We start from the raw sequence: 17,453 nt of genomic DNA on the forward strand, positions 1-17,453 counted from the left end.
AGACATTGCATTCAACTGAGGAGGAGATTGATGCCCCGACGGTCTCAGAGGCTCGCCAGCCGCAGTATGGCGTTCGTCCTCGCGGGCGGACGCGGATCGCGCCTGCATGAGCTGACGAATTTTCGAGTGAAACCAGCCGTCTATTTTGGCGGCAAGGCGCGGATCATTGATTTCGCGCTGTCCAATGCGCTCAATTCCGGCATCCGAAAGATCGCGCTCGCGACGCAGTACAAGTCGCACAGCCTGATCCGCCACTGCCAGCGCGGCTGGAACTTCTTCCGCGCCGAGCGCAATGAGTTTCTCGACATCCTGCCCGCCTCGCAGCGGTACAACGAACAGACGTGGTATCGCGGCACGGTCGACGCGGTGGCGCAGAACATCGACATCATCGACAGCTACGACATCGACCATATCGTCATCCTCGCGGGCGACCACATCTACAAGATGGACTACGAGGAGATGCTGCAGCAGCACGTCGACAGTCAGGCCGAGGTGACGGTGGGCTGTCTGACCGTGGACCGCAATGAGGCCAGCGCCTTTGGTTGTATGGCGGTGAACGAGAGCGACCGGATCACCTCGTTTCTGGAAAAGCCGAAAGACCCGCCGGGCCTGCCCGACGATCCCGAAAAGACGCTGGTCAGCATGGGGATCTATGTCTTCAGCTGGAAATACCTGCGCGGCAAGCTGATGGAGGATCTGGGCTCGGAAAGCTCGACCCATGATTTCGGCAACGACATGATCCCCGAGATCGTCGCCTCGGGCGGCGCGCAGGCGCATCGCTTCGAGGACAGCTGCGTGCGCAACGCGGGCAAGCCCGCCTATTGGCGCGACGTGGGCACCATCGACGCCTTCTGGCGCGCCAACATCGACCTGACCAACTTTGACCCGGATCTCGACCTCTGGGACACCGACTGGCCGGTCTGGACCTACGCCGAGGTTCTGCCCCCCGCCAAGTTCATCCACGACGAGGAAGACCGGCGCGGATCGGCGGTCAGTTCGCTGATCGCGGGCGGCTGCATCGTCTCGGGCACCGAGATCCGCGAGTCGCTTCTGTTCACGAACGTGCACACGAATTCATATGCTTCGCTCGAACAGGTGGTGCTTTTGCCCAATGTTTACGTCTCGAGGCATGCACGGCTGAGCAAGGCGGTGGTCAATCGTGGGGTGCATATTCCCGAAGGGCTTGTGGTCGGCGAAGATCCAGAGGAAGACGCTAAGTGGTTCCGTGTTACCGCTTCGGGGGTGACACTGATCACGCAAGGAATGCTCGACCGAAGGGAAGCCGCAAAATGACTCGTGTCCTGTCTGTCGCCTCGGAATGTGTGCCGCTGATCAAGACCGGAGGGCTCGCCGATGTGGTCGGCGCCCTGCCCGCGGCGCTTGCAGTTCACGGGGTCGACATGCGGGTGCTGATCCCCGGCTATCCTCAGGTGATGGCCAAGCTGCCGACGCAGGAGGCGGTGGCCGATTACGACGATCTCTTTGGAGGTCCGGCGCGGGTGCTGAAGGCACCGCTGGGGGATCAGATCCTCTATGTGCTCGAAGCCCCGCATCTCTATGACCGCGACGGCGGGCCCTATATGGACAAGGGCGGCAACGACTGGCGCGACAACCCCGAACGCTTTGCCGCGCTCAGTTCGGTCGCGGCGATGATCGGTGCCGACGGCATCGACGAGTGGCGTCCCGAAGTGCTCCATTGTCACGATTGGCAGGCCGGTTTCGCCCCGCTCTACCTGCGCGAGCTTGGCGCGGCGGGCCGGGTCGCCACGCTGATGACCATCCACAACATCGCCTTCCAAGGCATGGCCTCGGCGGCGCGCATCGGCACGCTCGGCCTGCCACGCACCGGCTTTCACCAGCGCGGCTATGAGTTCTGGGACAGCGTGTCGGCGCTCAAGGCCGGGCTGGTCTATGCCGACAAGCTGTCGACCGTCTCGCCCACTTATGCGGGCGAGTTGATGACCAAGGAATTCGGCATGGGGCTCGACGGCGTGCTGCGCGAGCGGCAGGCGGATCTGGTCGGCATCCTCAACGGCATCGACGAGACGATCTGGACCCCGCCCTATAAGACCATCGCGCAGAAGGCCAAGCACAAGGCCGCGCTGCGCAAGGAGCTTGGCCTGCCCGACAATTGGCCCGGTCCGCTCTGCGTGGTGATCTCGCGGCTGACCGAGCAGAAGGGGCTCGACATCCTGCTGCAAGCCCTGCCCGCACTGCTCGATCGCGGTGGCCAGCTGGCGCTTTTGGGCTCGGGCAATCCGGGGCTTGAAGAGGCGTTCCAGCGCAAGGCGCAGAAGCACCCCGGCGTGGCGGTGCACATCGGCTATGACGAGGGGCTGGCGCAGCGCCTTATCGCGGGCGGCGATGCGATCCTCGTGCCGTCGCGCTTCGAGCCCTGCGGCCTGACCCAGCTTTACGGGCTGCGCTACGGCACGCTGCCGCTGGTGGCGCTCACCGGCGGTCTGGCGGACACGGTGATCAACGCATCGCCTGCTGGATTGGCAGCGGGATGTGCCACAGGCGTACAATTCCACCCGGTGACCGCACAGGCACTGGCCCAAGCGCTGATGAAGCTTATAACTCTGTACCAGGACAAGGAAACCTGGACCCGCATGATGACCAACGCCATGGCCTCGCCAGTCAGCTGGACCCATTCCGCCGCAAAATACGCGGCGCTCTATCAGGATATGGTGAAGGCCAAGAGCCCATGAGCGATCCGGTGATCCTTGCGGGGAGTGCCACCCCGCTGGGCGCGACGTTCGACGGTGACGGCGTTAATTTCGCGATCTTCTCGGCGCATGCCGAATCCGTCACCCTGTGTCTGTTCGATGCGGAGGGCAATGAGACCCACCGCCTGCCCCTGCCCGAGCGCGACGGCGATGTCTGGCACGGGCGCGTGCCCGGCCTCACACCGGGACAGCAATATGGCTACCGCGTCGACGGGCCGTTCCAGCCCAAACAGGGCCACCGCTTCAATCCGCACAAGCTGCTGCTCGATCCCTACGCCCGGCGCATCACCGGCCATCCGGTCTGGAATGACGCGCTGAACGGCGGCACCGAAAGCCGCAACACCATCGACAGCGCGCCCTATATGCCCAAAGGCGTGGTCGAGGATCCCAGCTTTGACTGGGGCGGCCATAGCTCCCCCGAGACCCGCCTTGCCAAAAGCGTGATCTATGAGGCGCATGTGAAGGGCCTCACCCAGCAGTTCCCCGGCGCAGAGCCTGCGGGAAAATTTCTCGGCATCGCGTCGGACCCGGTGCTCGAGCATCTCACCAGCCTTGGCATCACCGCGATCGAACTGCTGCCGGTGCAGGCGTTCCTCAACGACCGCTTTCTGGTGGAAAAGGGCCTCAAGAACTACTGGGGCTACCAGACCCTCGGATTTTTCGCCCCGGACCCGCGCTATCTCGAACAGGGCGCGCTTTGGGAGTTCCAGCATATGGTCGCCCGGCTGCATGCCGCCGGGATCGAGGTTATCCTCGACGTGGTCTACAACCACACCTGCGAAGGCGATGAGTTCGGCCCCACGCTGTCGTTCCGCGGTCTCGACAACCTCAGCTATTACCGTCTGCCCGAGGACCGGCGCCACTACATCAACGACACCGGCACCGGCAATACGCTCAACCTCGATCACCCGATGGTGCTGCGCATGGTGATGGACAGCCTGCGCTATTGGGCCGACACCATGGGCGTCGACGGCTTCCGCTTTGACCTTTGCTCCACGCTGGGGCGCACACCCACCGGCTTTGACCGCAACTCCGCCTTCTTCAAGGCGCTGCGGCAGGACCCTATTCTGGCCAGCAAGAAACTCATCGCCGAGCCTTGGGACATCGGGCCGGGTGGCTATCAGCTTGGTGCCTACCCGCCGCCCTTCAGCGAGTGGAACGACCAGTACCGCGACGGCGTGCGCCGTTTCTGGCGCGGCGATCTGGGGCATGTGCCGGTGATGGCCGACCGGATCACCGGCTCGGCGGGGCTGTTCGACCATTCCGGGCGCAATGCCACCGCCTCGGTGAACCTGCTGACCGCCCACGACGGCTTCACTCTGATGGACACCGTCTCTTACAACGAAAAGCACAACGAGGCGAACGGCGAGCACAACCGCGACGGCCATGGCGAGAATTACTCGGACAATATGGGCGTCGAAGGGCCGACCGAGGATGCGGCGATCCTCGCGGCGCGGGCCCAGCGGCGGCGCAACATGATGGCGACGCTGCTGCTCAGCCAAGGCACGCCGATGATCCTTGCCGGTGACGAGATCGGCAACTCGCAGGGCGGCAACAACAACGCCTATGCGCAGGACAATGAGACCGGCTGGATCACTTGGGGCGAAAAGGATGACGAGTTCCTCGCCTTCACCCGCAAGCTGATCGCCTTCCGCAAGGCGCATCCGATCGTGCGGCAACGGCGCTATCTGCACTCCATTCCCCGCCGCGTCGATGGTGTGCCCGATCTCTTCTGGTGGCGCCCGGACGGGCAGGAGATGGGCCGCGCTGACTGGACCAACGGGCATCTGCATGTGCTCTGCGCCGAGTTTCGCATGGCCTCGGGCACGCCGCTCTACAAACAGCGCGAAGAGGCGATCTATCTTGCCTTCAACGCAGGCGACGCGGTGGATCTGACCCTGCCCGATCCGGGCGAGGATTTCCTCTGGGTGCGCCATCTCGACACCGCGGATCCCACCGCCGACCCCGCGACGGTCTCGGGGACGGTGACGCTCGCGGCAAACTCCGTGCTGGCACTGGTGGAGGAGCCGCGATGAGCGATCTCGACGCGCGCGCCGAAGCCGCTGGCATCCTTGGCGAGTACCGCGACCTCTATGGGACATGGCACGACACCCCGCCCGAGACCAAAGCCGCGCTGCTGGCGGCGATGGGTCAGGACGCCGATGCGAGCCCGCACAGCCGGACCTTGCCGCGCTGGCACGTCTGCGCCCATGCCGAGCCGCCCAGCCTTGGCGTGCGCGGCCCGTGGCAGATCACGCTGGAGGACGGTCGCGGTTTCGAAGGTGAAGGCCGCCTGCCCGCGCTGCCCATGGGGCGGCATCGTCTGGACGCGGCGGAAGAGGTCTGCTGGCTGCTGAGCGCGCCGCCACGCCTGCCGCTGCCCGAGCGGGACTGGGGGCTGATGGTGCCGCTGGCCTGCCTGCGTCCGGCGGATCAGGGCGGCATCGGCAGCTTCGCGGATCTGGCCGTGGTGGCCGAAGGGGCCGCTGCGCAGGGCGCGGGATTTCTTGGGATCAATCCCATCCACGCCGGGTTTCACGTGGCCGACCCCGGCGGCTTCAGCCCCTACACCCCCTCGCACCGTCGCCGCCTCGCGCCGCTCTACCTGCCCACCGGCAGCGCCGCCGCGCCCGGCCCGATCGTCGATTTTGCGCAGGAAACCCCTGCCCGCCTCGCCGAGCTCGAGGCGCAGTTTCGCGCCGCGCCGCCGGGAGCCGCCTTTGACGCATGGCTTCGGCACGAGGGTGAGGAGTTGCAGCAATTCGCGCTCCATCAGGCGCTGTCGGAAAAGCTTGGCGCCTATTGGGACGCATGGGATCCGGCCTATCAGGATCCGGCCAGCCCGCAGGTGGCTCAGGCCGCGCGCGAGTTGCACGAGCGGGTGCGGTTCCATGCGTGGCTGCAATATGCCGCCGAAGGGGCCGTCACCGACGCGCAGCGCCGCGCCAAAGCCGCGGGCATGGCGCATGGGCTCTATCTTGATCTCGCCGTGGGCACCCATCCGCATGGCGCCGAGACATGGACCGACCGCGCCAATTTCGCCACCGGAGCCAGCCTTGGCGCGCCGCCCGACGCCTTTGCGCCGCAGGGCCAGAACTGGCGGCTTGCCCCGTTCAACCCGGTGGTGCTGGAAGCCACCGGCTTCGAGGCGCTTGCGCTCACCCTGCGCCAGCAGCTGCGGTTCTCGGGCATGCTGCGCATTGACCATATCATCGGCTTCGAGCGCGCCTATTGGGTGCCCGACGAGGAAGGTCTGCCCGGCGCCTATGTGAAGATGCCGCGCGAGGCGATGTTTGCCGTGGCGCGGATCGAGGCGGCGCGGGCCAACGCGGTGATCATCGGTGAGGACCTCGGGGTGATCCCCGACGGGCTGCACCATGCGATGGACGAAAGCGGCCTGCTGGGCTGCCGCCTTGCCTGTTTCGAGCATGCGGGCGACCCGCCCGCTTTCAAGCGCCCCGAAGACTACGACGAGGCGGTGATCGCCAGTTTCACCACCCACGACCTGCCCACGTGGAAAGGCTGGCGCGCCGGGCGCGAGATCGACACACGGGTCGAGATCGGCCTCACCCCGCCAGACCATGCCAATGGCATGCGCGACTGGCGCGGGCGCGAGATCGCCGGTTTCGACTGGCTCTCGGGCCAGTTCCGCGGCGACCTGCCGCCCGAAGCGCCCGAAGCGATGTTCCACGTCCTTGCCGCCACCAAGGCGCGTCTCGTCGCCGTGCAGGTCGAGGACGTTCTGGACAGCGATGTCCAACCCAATCTTCCGGGCACCGTCTCGGAATACCCAAACTGGCGCCAGCGCCTGCCTCTGGGGCCGCAAGCGATTGCAGACACCCCGGTTCTTGCCAATGCCGGTCGGATCATGGAAGCATCCGGCCGAAGGAGAAAGTCATGACGCACAGCATCCGCACCGTCCCTACCGAGCCGATCGAGGGCCAAAAGCCGGGCACCTCCGGCCTGCGCAAGAAGACCCCGGTCTTTCAGGGGCACCACTACCTCGAGAATTTCATCCAGAGCATCTGGGACGGCATCGGCGGCGTCGAAGGCAAGACATTGGTGCTGGGCGGTGACGGACGCCACTTCAACTCTCAGGCGGCGCAGGTGGTGCTGCGCATGGCCGCGGCCAGCGGCGCCAAGAAGGTGATCGTCGGCGAGCGCGCGCTGCTCTCGACCCCCGCCGCCTCGAACCTCATCCGCAAGCGCGGTGCCGATGGCGGCATCATCCTGTCGGCCAGCCACAACCCCGGCGGACCCGAGGGCGATTTCGGCGTGAAATACAACGCCGCCAACGGCGGCCCGGCCCCGGAAAGCATCACCGACAAGATCTTTGAGGCCACCAAGACCATCAAAGAATTCAAGATCCTCGACAGTCAGGACGTGGGCCTTGCAGGCACCGGCATGGTGATGCTGGGCGATATGGAGATCGAGATCGTCGATCCCGTCGCCGACTACGCCGAGCTGATGAAAGAGATTTTCGATTTCGACGCGATCCACGCGCTGTTCCGTTCGGGCTTCACCATGCGGTTCGACGCGATGCACGCGGTCACCGGCCCCTACGCGCGGATGATCCTCGAAGGCGAGCTTGGCGCCGGTCCCGGCACGGTGATCAACGCGATCCCGCTGCCCGATTTCGGCCAAGGCCACCCCGATCCCAACCCGATCTGGGCCAAGCCGCTGATGGACGAGATGATGGGCGATCACGCGCCCGACTTCGGCGCCGCCTCGGATGGCGACGGCGACCGCAACATGATCGTCGGCAAGCATTGCTATGTGACCCCGTCGGACAGCCTTGCGGTGCTCGCCGCCAACGCCACGCTGGTTCCGGCCTATGCCGAGGGCCTGAAGGGCGTTGCCCGTTCCATGCCCACCTCCGGCGCGGTGGACCGCGTGGCTGAGGGGCTTGGCATCGACTGTTACGCCACGCCCACCGGCTGGAAGTTCTTCGGCAATCTGCTCGACGCGGGCCGCGCCACGCTCTGCGGCGAGGAAAGCGCGGGCACTGGCTCGGACCACGTGCGCGAGAAGGATGGCCTTTGGGCGGTGCTCTTTTGGCTCAACGTGCTGGCCAAGAAGCAATGCTCGGTCGCCGAACTGATGGATGCCCATTGGAAGGAGTATGGCCGCAACTACTATTCGCGCCACGATTACGAGGGCGTCGACAGCGATGCGGCGAACGGGCTGATGGACCACGTGCGCGAACAGCTTGGCGTGCTGCCGGGCAATGAGGTCGCGGGGATGAAGGTCACCTCCGCCGAAGAGTTCGCCTATGACGATCCGGTCGACGGCTCGCGCGCCGAAAAGCAGGGCCTGCAGATCGGTTTCGAGGGCGGCTCGCGTCTTGTGCTGCGCCTGTCGGGCACCGGCACCGAGGGCGCCACGCTGCGTGTCTACCTCGAGAAGGTCGAGACCGATGCGGCGAAATTCGCGCTTGATCCGCAGGTGGCGCTGGCTCCGGTGATCTCCGCCGCCGAGGCCATCGCCGGGATCAAGACCCGCACCGGGCGCGACGCGCCTGACGTGATCACCTGACCGAAAGGCAGTAAAATGGATACCCTTCGCGCCATCGGCATGATGGTGCTTGGCATGGCGTTGCTGGCTCTCAGCGACGCCTTTATCAAGCTGTCGACCCTGCAGGCGCCCGCAGGTCAGGTGATGATCGCGCTCGGGCTTGGCGGCTGCCTCGTCTTCCTGATCCTTGCCCGGCTCAAGCGGATGCCGCTGCGCCGCGCCGATGCGCTGCATCCCAAGGTGCTGCTGCGCAACGTCTTCGAGATGATCGGCGGGCTCGGCATGATCGTCGGCCTGTCGCATATCCCGCTGTCGGTGATGGCGGCGATCATGCAGACCGCCCCGCTGGCGGTGACGCTTGGGGCCGCGCTGTTCCTTGGTGAGACCGTCGGCTGGCGGCGCTGGTCGGCGATCGCCGTGGGGCTGGTGGGCATGCTGATGGTGATCCGCCCCTTCGGCGCGGCCTTCTCCGGCTGGGAGATTTTCGCGGTGGTCGGCGTCATCGGGCTTGCGGCGCGCGATCTCGTCACCCGCACGCTGCCCGTGGCGATCCCCTCGGTGGTGGTCTCGGCATGGGGCATGGCCTCGATCGCGCCGGTGGGGCTGGTGCTGCTGCTGGTCTCGGGCGAGGCGCCGGTCTTTGCGCCAAGCGCGCTGGTCCCGATCCTCGCCGCCGTCGCGGTGACCGCGGGCGGCTATCTCGCCGTCACCACCGCCATGCGGCTCGCCGAGGTCGCGGCGGTCTCGCCCTTCCGCTACACGCGGCTGATTTTCACCGCCAGCCTTGGCATGCTGATCTTTGGCGAGCGGCCCGACGGCTGGACCTATGCCGGTGCCGCGCTGATCCTCTGCGCCGGGCTCTACACTTTCGTGCGCGAGCACCGTCTGGCACGGGCCAAAGAGCGTGACGTGAACCGGGGGCTCTGACGCCTCCGGTTCGCGCCGCGCGGCACCTCAGCCGCCGATCACCTCGACGCTGGGGTGCATATCCGTCTCTGGCCGATCCACCGACACCGTCTCGCGGGTGCGCGGCAGGGCCTCGGGCATGTCGCGCTGGATCCACGTGATCAGCTTCTCACGGATCTCGCAGCGCAGGTCATAGGTGCGCGGCGCGTTGCGGGCCGAGGCCAGGATGCGGATCTCCATCACCCGCTCGCGGAAGTCATTCACCTGCAAGTGGCACACGTTGCCATCCCAAAGCTCGCTCTCGCGGCAGATCTCGTTCATCTTCGCGCGGATGCGGTCGATATCGGCGCAATGATCGAGATAGAGCAGCACCCCGCCAATCAGCGAGGCCCCGTCCCGCGTCCAGTTCTGGAACGGCTGCTCGATGAAATAGCTCAGGGGCACGATCAGCCGCCGCCAGTCCCAGATCTTGATCACCACGTAAGTGCCGGTGATCTCCTCGATCCAGCCCCATTCGCCCTCGACGATCACCGCGTCGTCGATGCGGATCGGCTGGGTGATCGCCAGCTGGATCCCCGCGATCAGGTTCTTCAGCACCGGCTGGAAGGCAAAGCCGACGACGATACCCGCCGCCCCCGCCGAAGCGAGCAGCGAGACGCCCCATTGCCGCACGCCCGGAAAGGTCATCAGGATCGCCGAGACGGCAACGATGATGATCAGCCAGCCCGCCAGCCGCATGAGAATCCGGCTCTGCGTCACATGTTTGCGCGCCAGCGTGTTGTCCTCGGCGTCGAGCGAGAACTTGCGCAGATGCACCGTGGTCCAGATGTAAAGCGCGGTGTGGATCACCCAAGCCACCAGCACCATGAAGGCGATCAGCAGCGCATGCTGCGGCAGGTTTCGCCATTCCTCGTTCATCGGTGCCACAGCCACGCCGATGGCCAGAAAGGCCACCACCAGCCCCATGCGCAGCGGCCTGCGGGTGCGCGACACAAGGCTGCGCCAGAACAGATCGCGTTTCGCCACTGCCTTGGTCAGCGCCCAGAACACCAGCCGATAGGCCGAGACGCCGACGAGAAACGCCAGCGCGATCACCACCGTCGGCATCACCCAATGCGGCAGCACCGGGATGATCGCCTCGACCGTGTCGGTAAAATCCGCCACCTGCTGTTCGAGCTGATCAAGGTCCGAGATCTCTGCAACCTGCTGCCCGATCTCGCTGATTTCTTCATCCATGCATGTATTTCCGCGCCCCGCCGTCCTCCCCTCGGCGCTGCCCTGCGGCCTTTCCTGCTGTTTGCTCTTTTCGCGGTTGCAGCAAAACTTAGGGGGTTTTCGCTGCAGGGCAAAACCCTGCGCGCCGCGCCGCCGCATTGTTAGCGCAACCCAATAGAAACAGGCGCTGTTAGCGTTAGCACAATTGTTTACTTCTTCGCCGCCCCTGTTATAGCTCGTCGCGAACCCATTCCTTTGCGAGGGACCCATGAGCATCATCATCGACATTCACGCGCGCGAAATCCTCGACAGCCGCGGCAATCCCACCGTCGAAGTCGACGTCACACTCGAAGACGGCACCATGGGCCGCGCCGCCGTGCCCTCGGGCGCCTCGACCGGCGTGCACGAAGCCGTGGAAAAGCGCGACGGCGACAAATCCCGCTACATGGGCAAAGGCGTGCTCGAAGCGGTCGAAGCGGTGAACGGCGAAATCGCCGAGACCATCGTCGGCTTTGACGCCACCGAGCAGCAGGCTATCGACATGGCGATGATCGAGCTCGATGGCACCGACAACAAGGGCCGCCTCGGCGCCAACGCCATCCTCGGCGTGTCGCTGGCGGTGGCCAAGGCGGCGGCGGAATTCACCGGCCAGCCGCTCTATCGCTACGTCGGCGGCACCGCGGCCCGCGTCCTGCCGGTGCCGATGATGAACATCATCAACGGCGGCGAGCATGCCGACAACCCGATCGACATTCAGGAATTCATGATCATGCCGGTCTCGGCGACCAGCATCCGCGAAGCTGTGCGCATGGGATCCGAGGTCTTCCACACGCTGAAGAAAGAGCTGTCGGCGGCGGGCATGTCCACCGGTCTCGGCGATGAAGGCGGCTTCGCCCCCGAGCTTGGCTCGACGCGCGAGGCGCTCGACTTCATTCTCAAGTCGATCGAAAAGGCCGGCTACAAACCCGGCGAGGACATCTACCTCGCGCTCGACGCCGCCTCGACCGAATACTTCAAGGACGGCAAATACGAGATGAAGGGCGAAGGCCTCTCGCTCACCCCGGCCGAGAACGTCGATTACCTCGCCGCGCTCTGCGACGACTACCCGATCATCTCGATCGAAGACGGCTGCGCCGAGGATGACTGGGACGGCTGGAAGCTGCTGACCGAGAAGCTCGGCGACAAGATCCAGCTGGTCGGCGACGATCTCTTCGTCACCAACCCCGAGCGTCTCGCCATGGGCATCGAAAAGGGCGTGGCCAACTCCATGCTGGTGAAGGTCAACCAGATCGGCTCGCTGTCCGAGACGCTGAAGGCCGTCGATATGGCCCACCGCGCGCGCTACACCAACGTGATGTCGCACCGCTCGGGCGAAACCGAGGACGCCACCATCGCCGATCTCGCTGTGGCCACCAACTGCGGGCAGATCAAGACCGGCTCGCTGGCCCGCTCCGACCGGCTCGCGAAATACAACCAGCTGATCCGTATCGAGGAAATGCTCGACGAAGCGGCGGAATACGCCGGCGCCTCGATCCTCAAGCGCTGAGCGTTTCAGGCACCAAAAGATAAGGGCGGGAAATTTTCCCGCCCTTTCTCGTAGGCCGCTCCAAAACGCGGACCCGCACGCCGCGCTATCGGCAACCGGGCCCGAACCCCCAGCCCTTCTTCTCTTTAAAAATACGCAAATCCCGCCCCATCCAAGGGCGCGGCGGCAGGGGTCATTCCCCTGCCTTCTCCTCGACCTCGGCGGCCAGCGCCTCGGCGCGGGCGGCAAGCTCGGCCATGGCTTCGGTCACCCCCTGCGGGATCACCGGCACCTCGACGCGCTGCGGCTCGGGCGGCGGCGCATCGCGCAGTGCACGCACCTCGGAGGACATGGCGGCGAGCCGGTCCTCGGCCTCGCGCAGCCGCGCCTCGGTTTCGGTCAGCCGGTCTTCGAGTCCGGCGGTCTTGTCGGCCAGCATCAGCCCCGACATCAACAGCATGCGCCCCTCGGGCATCCGCCCGATCTGGCTGACCAGAACCTGCGCCTCGGTGTCGAGCATGCGCGCGGCGGTCTGCAGATATTGTTCTTCGCCTTGCTGGCAAGCCACTTCGAAGCTGCGCCCGCCGATGATGATTTCGACCTCGATCTGCGACATCACTGCTCCTCCGCTTCGCTCTGCGTCTCGCCCTGAGGCTCGCTGGCGGCACCGGCCAGCAGCGGCTCCAGCCCGGCGATCAGCGCTTTGGCCTCGCTGACCTCGGTGGCGCGCGCGGCGCGCAGCGCCTCAAGCTCGGCAAGCATGGCCTGATTGATCAGATGCGGCTCGCCGACACCTGCTTCGAGCGCCCCGCGCATCTCCTGCTGCGACGCCAGAAGCGCGGCATTGGCCTGACGCAGGCGCTGCAGATCCTCGTCGAGCGCCGCCATGGCGCCGCGCTGCGCGTCGATCTGCGCCGCCAGTGGGTCGGAGTCCGCGTCCTTGTCAGCGGGCGCCTCAAGCGGCGGGTTTTCGATCTGCGCATGCAGCGCGCGCACCCGCTCCTCGAGTTGGGCATTGGCCATGCGCTCATCGTCCAGCGCCTTGCGCAACGCCTCGATCTCATCGCTCTCGCCGCCCTGCGCGGCGGCGCCCGGCGCCGTGCCCAGAATCTCGACGCCGGTCGAGATACGGTCGAGTGCGCGGGTGATCCGTGAGTGCAACTCGTCGATCTGGGTCATCCTGCGTCCCTTGTTTCCTTGGTCTTGCTTCCCGCCTTTGCGCGGGTTTGGTCCGTCCGATGCTGCTTCGGCCAGTGCCGGGCCGACCGGCGGCCTCGGCGCGAAATATACCATCGAGACGGGAAAGGCGAATCAATGCAAGCGGGTTTCGTAAAAGGATAGCAAGCGTGCCGGGAAAATGCGCGCCATATGTTCCAAGGCCTTACGGCCCGCGCTTCATCCTGCGCATCACCGGATTTCCCCGCAATACTTGAACTTATCGGCCACGCTGCTATTGAGCGCGCTGACAGGCTTCCGGCAAGAGGACAAAGCCCCGTGGATATCGACGCACTCCGAGCCAACAACCCCGAGCACTGGACCCGCGCCTGCGCCATTCGCGCGCTGACGCTCGATGCAGTGACCGCCGCCAACTCCGGCCACTCCGGCATGCCCATCGGCATGGCAGACGTTGCGACCGTGCTCTATTCGAAGCATCTCAAGTTCGATGCGGCCAACCCCAAATGGCCCGACCGCGACCGGTTCATCCTGTCGGCGGGCCATGGCTCGATGCTGCTTTACTCGCTGCTCTATCTCACCGGCGATCAGCAGATCACCCTCGATGAGGTGAAGAACTTCCGCCAGTGGGGCGCCCGCACCGCAGGCCACCCCGAGAACTTCCACGCCGACGCCATCGAGACCACCACCGGTCCGCTCGGTCAGGGCATCGCCACCGCCGTCGGCTTCGCCATGGGCGAAGAGATCCTGCGCGCGCGCTTTGGCAAGAAGGTCGTGGATCACCACACCTATGTCATCGCCGGCGACGGCTGCCTGATGGAAGGGGTGAGCCAGGAAGCGATCACCCTCGCCGGCCGCTACGGCCTCGGCAAGCTGATCGTCTTCTGGGACAACAACGGCATCACCATCGACGGCAAGGTCGAGCTTTCGGACAAGACCGATCAGCCGGGCCGTTTCCGCTCGGCGGGCTGGGAAGTCATCGAGATCGACGGCCATGACCCCGAAGCGATCGACGCGGCCATCGTGGCGGCGAAGAAGAGCGCGCAGCCGACGATGATCGCCTGCAAGACCCACATCGCCCTCGGCCACGCCGCGCAGGACACCTCGAAGGGTCACGGCGCGCTGACCAACGGCGAGCAGAACGACGCGGCCAAGAAGGTCTGGGGCTGGACCACCGGCCCGTTCGAAGTGCCCGCAGAGGTCAAATCGTGGTGGGAAGAGGTCGGCAGCCGCGGCGCCGCCGAGCGTGCTGAATGGGAAACCCGTCTGGGTGGCCTGTCGGACAGCCGCCAGAAAGAGTTCGCCCGCCAGCAGGACGGCGACGCGCCGAAGAAGCTGTCGGCCGTGATCCGCGCGCTGAAAAAGCAGATCACCGAGGAAGGCCCGAAGGTCGCCACCCGCAAGAGCTCGGAAATGGTGCTCGAGGTGGTCAACCCGATCATGCCCGAAACCGTCGGCGGCTCGGCGGACCTCACCGGCTCGAACAACACCAAGACCGGCGATCTGGGCGTTTTCGACGTCGAGAGCCGCAAGGGCCGCTACGTCTATTGGGGCATCCGTGAGCACGGCATGGCCTCGGCGATGAACGGCATGGCGCTGCACGGCGGCCTGCGCCCCTATGGCGGCACCTTCATGGCGTTCACCGACTACGCCCGCCCCGCGATGCGCCTTGCCGCGCTGATGCAGATCCCGACGGTCTTCGTGATGACCCACGATTCCATCGGTCTGGGCGAAGACGGCCCGACGCACCAGCCGATCGAGCATCTGGCGATCAGCCGCGCGACGCCGAACACGCTGGTGTTCCGCCCGGCCGACACCGTCGAGACCGCCGAGGCTTGGGAAATCGCGCTGACGCAGAAGACCACGCCCTCGGTGCTGTCGCTGACCCGTCAGAACCTGCCGACCGTGCGCCGCGAGCACAAGACGAACAACCTCACCTCGAAGGGCGCCTATGTGCTCGCCGATGCCGAGGGCAAGCGTCAGGTGATCCTCATCGCCACCGGCTCTGAGGTCGAGATCGCTCTGGCCGCGCGCGACGCGCTGCAGGCCGAGGGCATCGGCACCCGCGTCGTCTCCATGCCCTGTATGGAGCTCTTTGCGCAGCAGGATGAGGCCTATCGCAAGCGCGTGCTGCCCGCCGGCCCCGTGCGCGTCGGCATCGAGGCGGCAACCCGTCTGGGTGGCTGGGACCGCTGGCTGCTCGGCGAGCGTGGCCGCGAGGCCAAGCAGGCGTTCGTGGGCATGGACAGCTTTGGTGCCTCGGCCCCGGCAGAGGTGCTTTACGAGAAGTTCGGCATCACCGCGGAGAACGTGGTCGAGAAGGCCAAGGGTCTGCTCTGATAAGTGGCGCGTGAGGGGGCGCTGCCCCCTCGCCCTGCGGGCTCACCCCCGGCGTATTTTTGAAGAGAAGAAGTTTGAAGGGCGCCTCTTTTGGGGCGCCCTTTTTCCGTCAGAAGGCCGCGAGGCAGATTGTTTCATGCAGGCAGCGCAGCTCGAGCCGGGGGGTGATCTGGCGCGGGGCGATGTCGCCATTGACGCAGCTGGCAGAGATCGAGAGCGCCGCGCTGCCCGGCAGCGGCGCGCCGGGGCCGAAGCTGAAACTCTCTTCGAGCGCGGCGCAGGCCTTACCCTCCGGCGCGCTGCGGCAGGCATCGGGCAGGCTGTCGAACCAGCCCGCGCATTGGCGTATCACCGCGGTGACGTCGAAGCTCTGCAGCCGGGCGATGCCATCCACATAATGGCGGCCGACCGGGAAATTCTGTTGGGCTGTGCCGGTGGGCCCGGCGATGCGCAGCTGCGCGATGCCCGCGTCGCAGCGGGCGGTGGCGGTCCAATCCTGGGTGAGCGCCTCTTGCAGCGCCGCGCTGCCGGGTTGCCGCAGCACTGCGCCTGCCTCACTGTCCGCGCCGATGCAGACCCATGCCGTCGCCGCGTCCGCCGGGGGCACCAGCATCACGTAGCTGCGGTCGGTGAGAAAGGACTCGTCGATCAGCGGGCTCTGCGCAGGCAAAGCCGTCGGGAGTGCTGCGCAGAGCAGCGCTTGCAGCGTGAGACGCGGGTGAACAGCCATGCAAGGCCTCCGGGCAGTTCCGGGGGAGATCCCCGGGGGAGTTCCGGGGAGACGCGGCGCGGATCGTTTCCCCTGCGCCGCGCTCAGCCTAGCACGCCCATCCCGCCGCAGGCAGCGCTGCGGCGGGCGCTTGGGGTGGCGATCAGTGCTGTGCCTGCTTTTTGCTCCCGAAGAGCGGCATCACCAGCTTGGTGACGATCGGCACGAGGATGATCCCCCAGATCACCCCAAGGATGCCGTCGCAAACCGCCGTCACGATCCAGAGCGCCGCGGGCTGCAGATCTTCGGAGACCTTATGCGCCGCGCCCTCGGCGATATGGTGGATGGTTTCCTCGGGCATATGCCAGCCCATTTCGGCCAGCGAGTGCACTAGGATCGAGCCGCCGACCCAGAGCATCGCCACGGTGCCCACGGTCGAGAGCAGCCACATCACCACCGGCATCGCCTTGACGATGCCGCGCCCCAGCGCGCGCGTGGCGCCGAGGCGGCCGACGCGGGTCAGCCACAGGCCGATGTCGTCCATCTTCACGATCAGCGCCACGGCGCCATAGACCACCGCCGTAATGCCGACGCCGACGAGACCGAGCGCCACCGCCTTGATCCAGATCTCGGTGACCTCGATGGCCGAGAGCGAGATGGTCATGATCTCTGCCGACAGAATGAAGTCGGTCTTGATCGCGCCCTTCACCTTCTGCTCTTCGAGATGCACCGGATCGCCCTTGGCCGCCTGTTTCTCGGGCCCGCTCGCCTCATGGCCGGGTTTGAGCACATGCAGCACCTTCTCGGCGCCCTCGAAGCAGAGGAACGAGCCGCCCGCGATCAGCAGCGGCGGGATCATCCACGGCGCGAAGGTCGAGAGCAGCAGCGCCAGCGGTAGCAGGATCACCACCTTGTTGAACACCGATCCGCGCGCGATGCGCCAGATGATCGGCAGTTCCCGCTTGGCTTCGAAGCCATGCAGGTATTTCGGCGTCACCGCCGCGTCGTCGATCACCACCCCGGCGGCCTTGGAGCCGGCCTTGGCGGCGCTGGCCGAAATGTCATCGACCGAGGCCGCGGCGATCTTGGCGATTCCCGCCACATCGTCGAGGAGCGCGAGAAGTCCGCTCATGTCCGTCTCCGTTCTGTTTCGCCGCAAGGTAAGGCGACGGGCGCGATGCGCAAGGGCACAAGCTGCCGTCGCGGCACTGCCTAAGGTTATACGCTATCAGTGACTCATGTTAGCGCCCGCAGCATGGTTTATCGCTAACATATTGCAATATTTGTATTTTTCGCGTTGCCGCCACGGTGTGCGCCTGTATACGAAATGGCAAGTTCCGCC

13 protein-coding genes are annotated in these 17,453 nt (G+C 65.9%); 8 read left to right on the top strand and 5 right to left on the bottom strand.

Annotated features, from left to right (window positions below; all coding sequences use genetic code 11):
* Positions 1–30 precede the first annotated feature (30 nt).
* From glgC to G0A00_RS08435, 6 genes are read left to right on the top strand one after another with little or no spacing between them, the layout of a single operon-like run.
* On the top strand, positions 31–1,293 hold the full coding sequence (gene glgC, locus G0A00_RS08410) for a glucose-1-phosphate adenylyltransferase (RefSeq protein WP_066099769.1): 1,263 nt from the start codon (positions 31–33) through the stop codon (positions 1,291–1,293).
* Complete coding sequence (gene glgA, locus G0A00_RS08415) at positions 1,290–2,711, top strand: glycogen synthase GlgA (protein ID WP_164179699.1); 1,422 nt, start codon at positions 1,290–1,292, stop codon at positions 2,709–2,711. Before glgC ends, glgA begins: the two co-directional genes overlap by 4 nt.
* Positions 2,708–4,765, top strand: coding sequence for a glycogen debranching protein GlgX (gene glgX / locus G0A00_RS08420; protein ID WP_164179701.1), 2,058 nt, complete (start codon positions 2,708–2,710; stop codon positions 4,763–4,765). Before glgA ends, glgX begins: the two co-directional genes overlap by 4 nt.
* Positions 4,762–6,630 (top strand): 4-alpha-glucanotransferase, encoded by a 1,869-nt coding sequence (locus tag G0A00_RS08425; RefSeq protein WP_164179703.1) that lies wholly within the window; start codon positions 4,762–4,764, stop codon positions 6,628–6,630. The genes glgX and G0A00_RS08425 overlap by 4 nt, the downstream gene beginning before the upstream one ends.
* The gene (locus G0A00_RS08430; protein WP_164179704.1) at positions 6,627–8,264 is read left to right on the top strand and encodes an alpha-D-glucose phosphate-specific phosphoglucomutase; all 1,638 of its coding nucleotides are present in this window, start codon (positions 6,627–6,629) and stop codon (positions 8,262–8,264) included. Before G0A00_RS08425 ends, G0A00_RS08430 begins: the two co-directional genes overlap by 4 nt.
* 15 nt (positions 8,265–8,279) lie before the next feature.
* Positions 8,280–9,170, top strand: coding sequence for a DMT family transporter (locus G0A00_RS08435; protein ID WP_164179707.1), 891 nt, complete (start codon positions 8,280–8,282; stop codon positions 9,168–9,170).
* Between the two features lie 27 nt (positions 9,171–9,197).
* On the opposite strand, the gene G0A00_RS08440 is transcribed toward G0A00_RS08435, so the two are convergent.
* Positions 9,198–10,385, bottom strand: a complete 1,188-nt coding sequence (locus G0A00_RS08440) for a mechanosensitive ion channel family protein (protein WP_164179709.1) — start codon at positions 10,383–10,385, stop codon at positions 9,198–9,200.
* 247 nt (positions 10,386–10,632) lie between these two features.
* On the opposite strand from G0A00_RS08440, the gene eno reads away from it, so the two are divergent.
* Positions 10,633–11,910 carry a phosphopyruvate hydratase gene (gene eno, locus G0A00_RS08445; protein ID WP_164179711.1) on the top strand — a complete coding sequence of 426 codons (1,278 nt, stop codon included), beginning with the start codon at positions 10,633–10,635 and terminating at the stop codon, positions 11,908–11,910.
* A gap of 172 nt (positions 11,911–12,082) precedes the next feature.
* Here the strand turns inward: eno and G0A00_RS08450 are convergent, their stop codons facing one another.
* Together G0A00_RS08450 and G0A00_RS08455 are read right to left on the bottom strand one after the other, a co-directional pair.
* Positions 12,083–12,505 carry a cell division protein ZapA gene (locus G0A00_RS08450; protein WP_164179713.1) on the bottom strand — a complete coding sequence of 141 codons (423 nt, stop codon included), beginning with the start codon at positions 12,503–12,505 and terminating at the stop codon, positions 12,083–12,085.
* Entirely contained in the window at positions 12,505–13,068 is a 564-nt protein-coding gene (locus tag G0A00_RS08455; protein ID WP_164179715.1) for a hypothetical protein, read from the bottom strand. Before G0A00_RS08455 ends, G0A00_RS08450 begins: the two co-directional genes overlap by 1 nt.
* Before the next feature lie 315 nt (positions 13,069–13,383).
* Here G0A00_RS08455 and tkt point away from each other — a divergent pair, with 315 nt between their 5' ends.
* A complete protein-coding gene (tkt, locus tag G0A00_RS08460; protein ID WP_164179717.1) occupies positions 13,384–15,402 on the top strand; it encodes a transketolase in 2,019 nt (672 codons plus the stop codon).
* A 109-nt stretch (positions 15,403–15,511) separates the two neighbouring features.
* On the opposite strand, the gene G0A00_RS08465 is transcribed toward tkt, so the two are convergent.
* Both G0A00_RS08465 and G0A00_RS08470 read right to left on the bottom strand, forming a co-directional pair.
* Positions 15,512–16,132: a hypothetical protein gene (locus tag G0A00_RS08465; RefSeq protein WP_164179720.1), complete on the bottom strand. Its 621-nt coding sequence runs from the start codon at positions 16,130–16,132 to the stop codon at positions 15,512–15,514.
* 142 nt (positions 16,133–16,274) lie between these two features.
* The gene (locus G0A00_RS08470) at positions 16,275–17,243 is read right to left on the bottom strand and encodes a DUF808 domain-containing protein (protein ID WP_164179722.1); all 969 of its coding nucleotides are present in this window, start codon (positions 17,241–17,243) and stop codon (positions 16,275–16,277) included.
* Between the last annotated feature and the right edge of the window lie 210 nt (positions 17,244–17,453).

Source organism: Salipiger sp. PrR002 (genome assembly GCF_010500775.1).
Lineage (GTDB): Bacteria > Pseudomonadota > Alphaproteobacteria > Rhodobacterales > Rhodobacteraceae > Salipiger.

Excerpts from the sequence above, each read along its gene's own strand:
- glgC (WP_066099769.1), top strand. The coding sequence starts at position 31 with ATGCCCCGACGGTCTCAGAGGCTCGCCAGCCGCAGTATGGCGTTCGTC.
- glgA (WP_164179699.1), top strand. The coding sequence starts at position 1,290 with ATGACTCGTGTCCTGTCTGTCGCCTCGGAATGTGTGCCGCTGATCAAG.
- glgX (WP_164179701.1), top strand. The coding sequence starts at position 2,708 with ATGAGCGATCCGGTGATCCTTGCGGGGAGTGCCACCCCGCTGGGCGCG.
- G0A00_RS08425 (WP_164179703.1), top strand. The coding sequence starts at position 4,762 with ATGAGCGATCTCGACGCGCGCGCCGAAGCCGCTGGCATCCTTGGCGAG.
- G0A00_RS08430 (WP_164179704.1), top strand. The coding sequence starts at position 6,627 with ATGACGCACAGCATCCGCACCGTCCCTACCGAGCCGATCGAGGGCCAA.
- G0A00_RS08435 (WP_164179707.1), top strand. The coding sequence starts at position 8,280 with ATGGATACCCTTCGCGCCATCGGCATGATGGTGCTTGGCATGGCGTTG.
- G0A00_RS08440 (WP_164179709.1), bottom strand. The coding sequence starts at position 10,385 with ATGGATGAAGAAATCAGCGAGATCGGGCAGCAGGTTGCAGAGATCTCG.
- eno (WP_164179711.1), top strand. The coding sequence starts at position 10,633 with ATGAGCATCATCATCGACATTCACGCGCGCGAAATCCTCGACAGCCGC.
- G0A00_RS08450 (WP_164179713.1), bottom strand. The coding sequence starts at position 12,505 with ATGTCGCAGATCGAGGTCGAAATCATCATCGGCGGGCGCAGCTTCGAA.
- G0A00_RS08455 (WP_164179715.1), bottom strand. The coding sequence starts at position 13,068 with ATGACCCAGATCGACGAGTTGCACTCACGGATCACCCGCGCACTCGAC.
- G0A00_RS08465 (WP_164179720.1), bottom strand. The coding sequence starts at position 16,132 with ATGGCTGTTCACCCGCGTCTCACGCTGCAAGCGCTGCTCTGCGCAGCA.
- G0A00_RS08470 (WP_164179722.1), bottom strand. The coding sequence starts at position 17,243 with ATGAGCGGACTTCTCGCGCTCCTCGACGATGTGGCGGGAATCGCCAAG.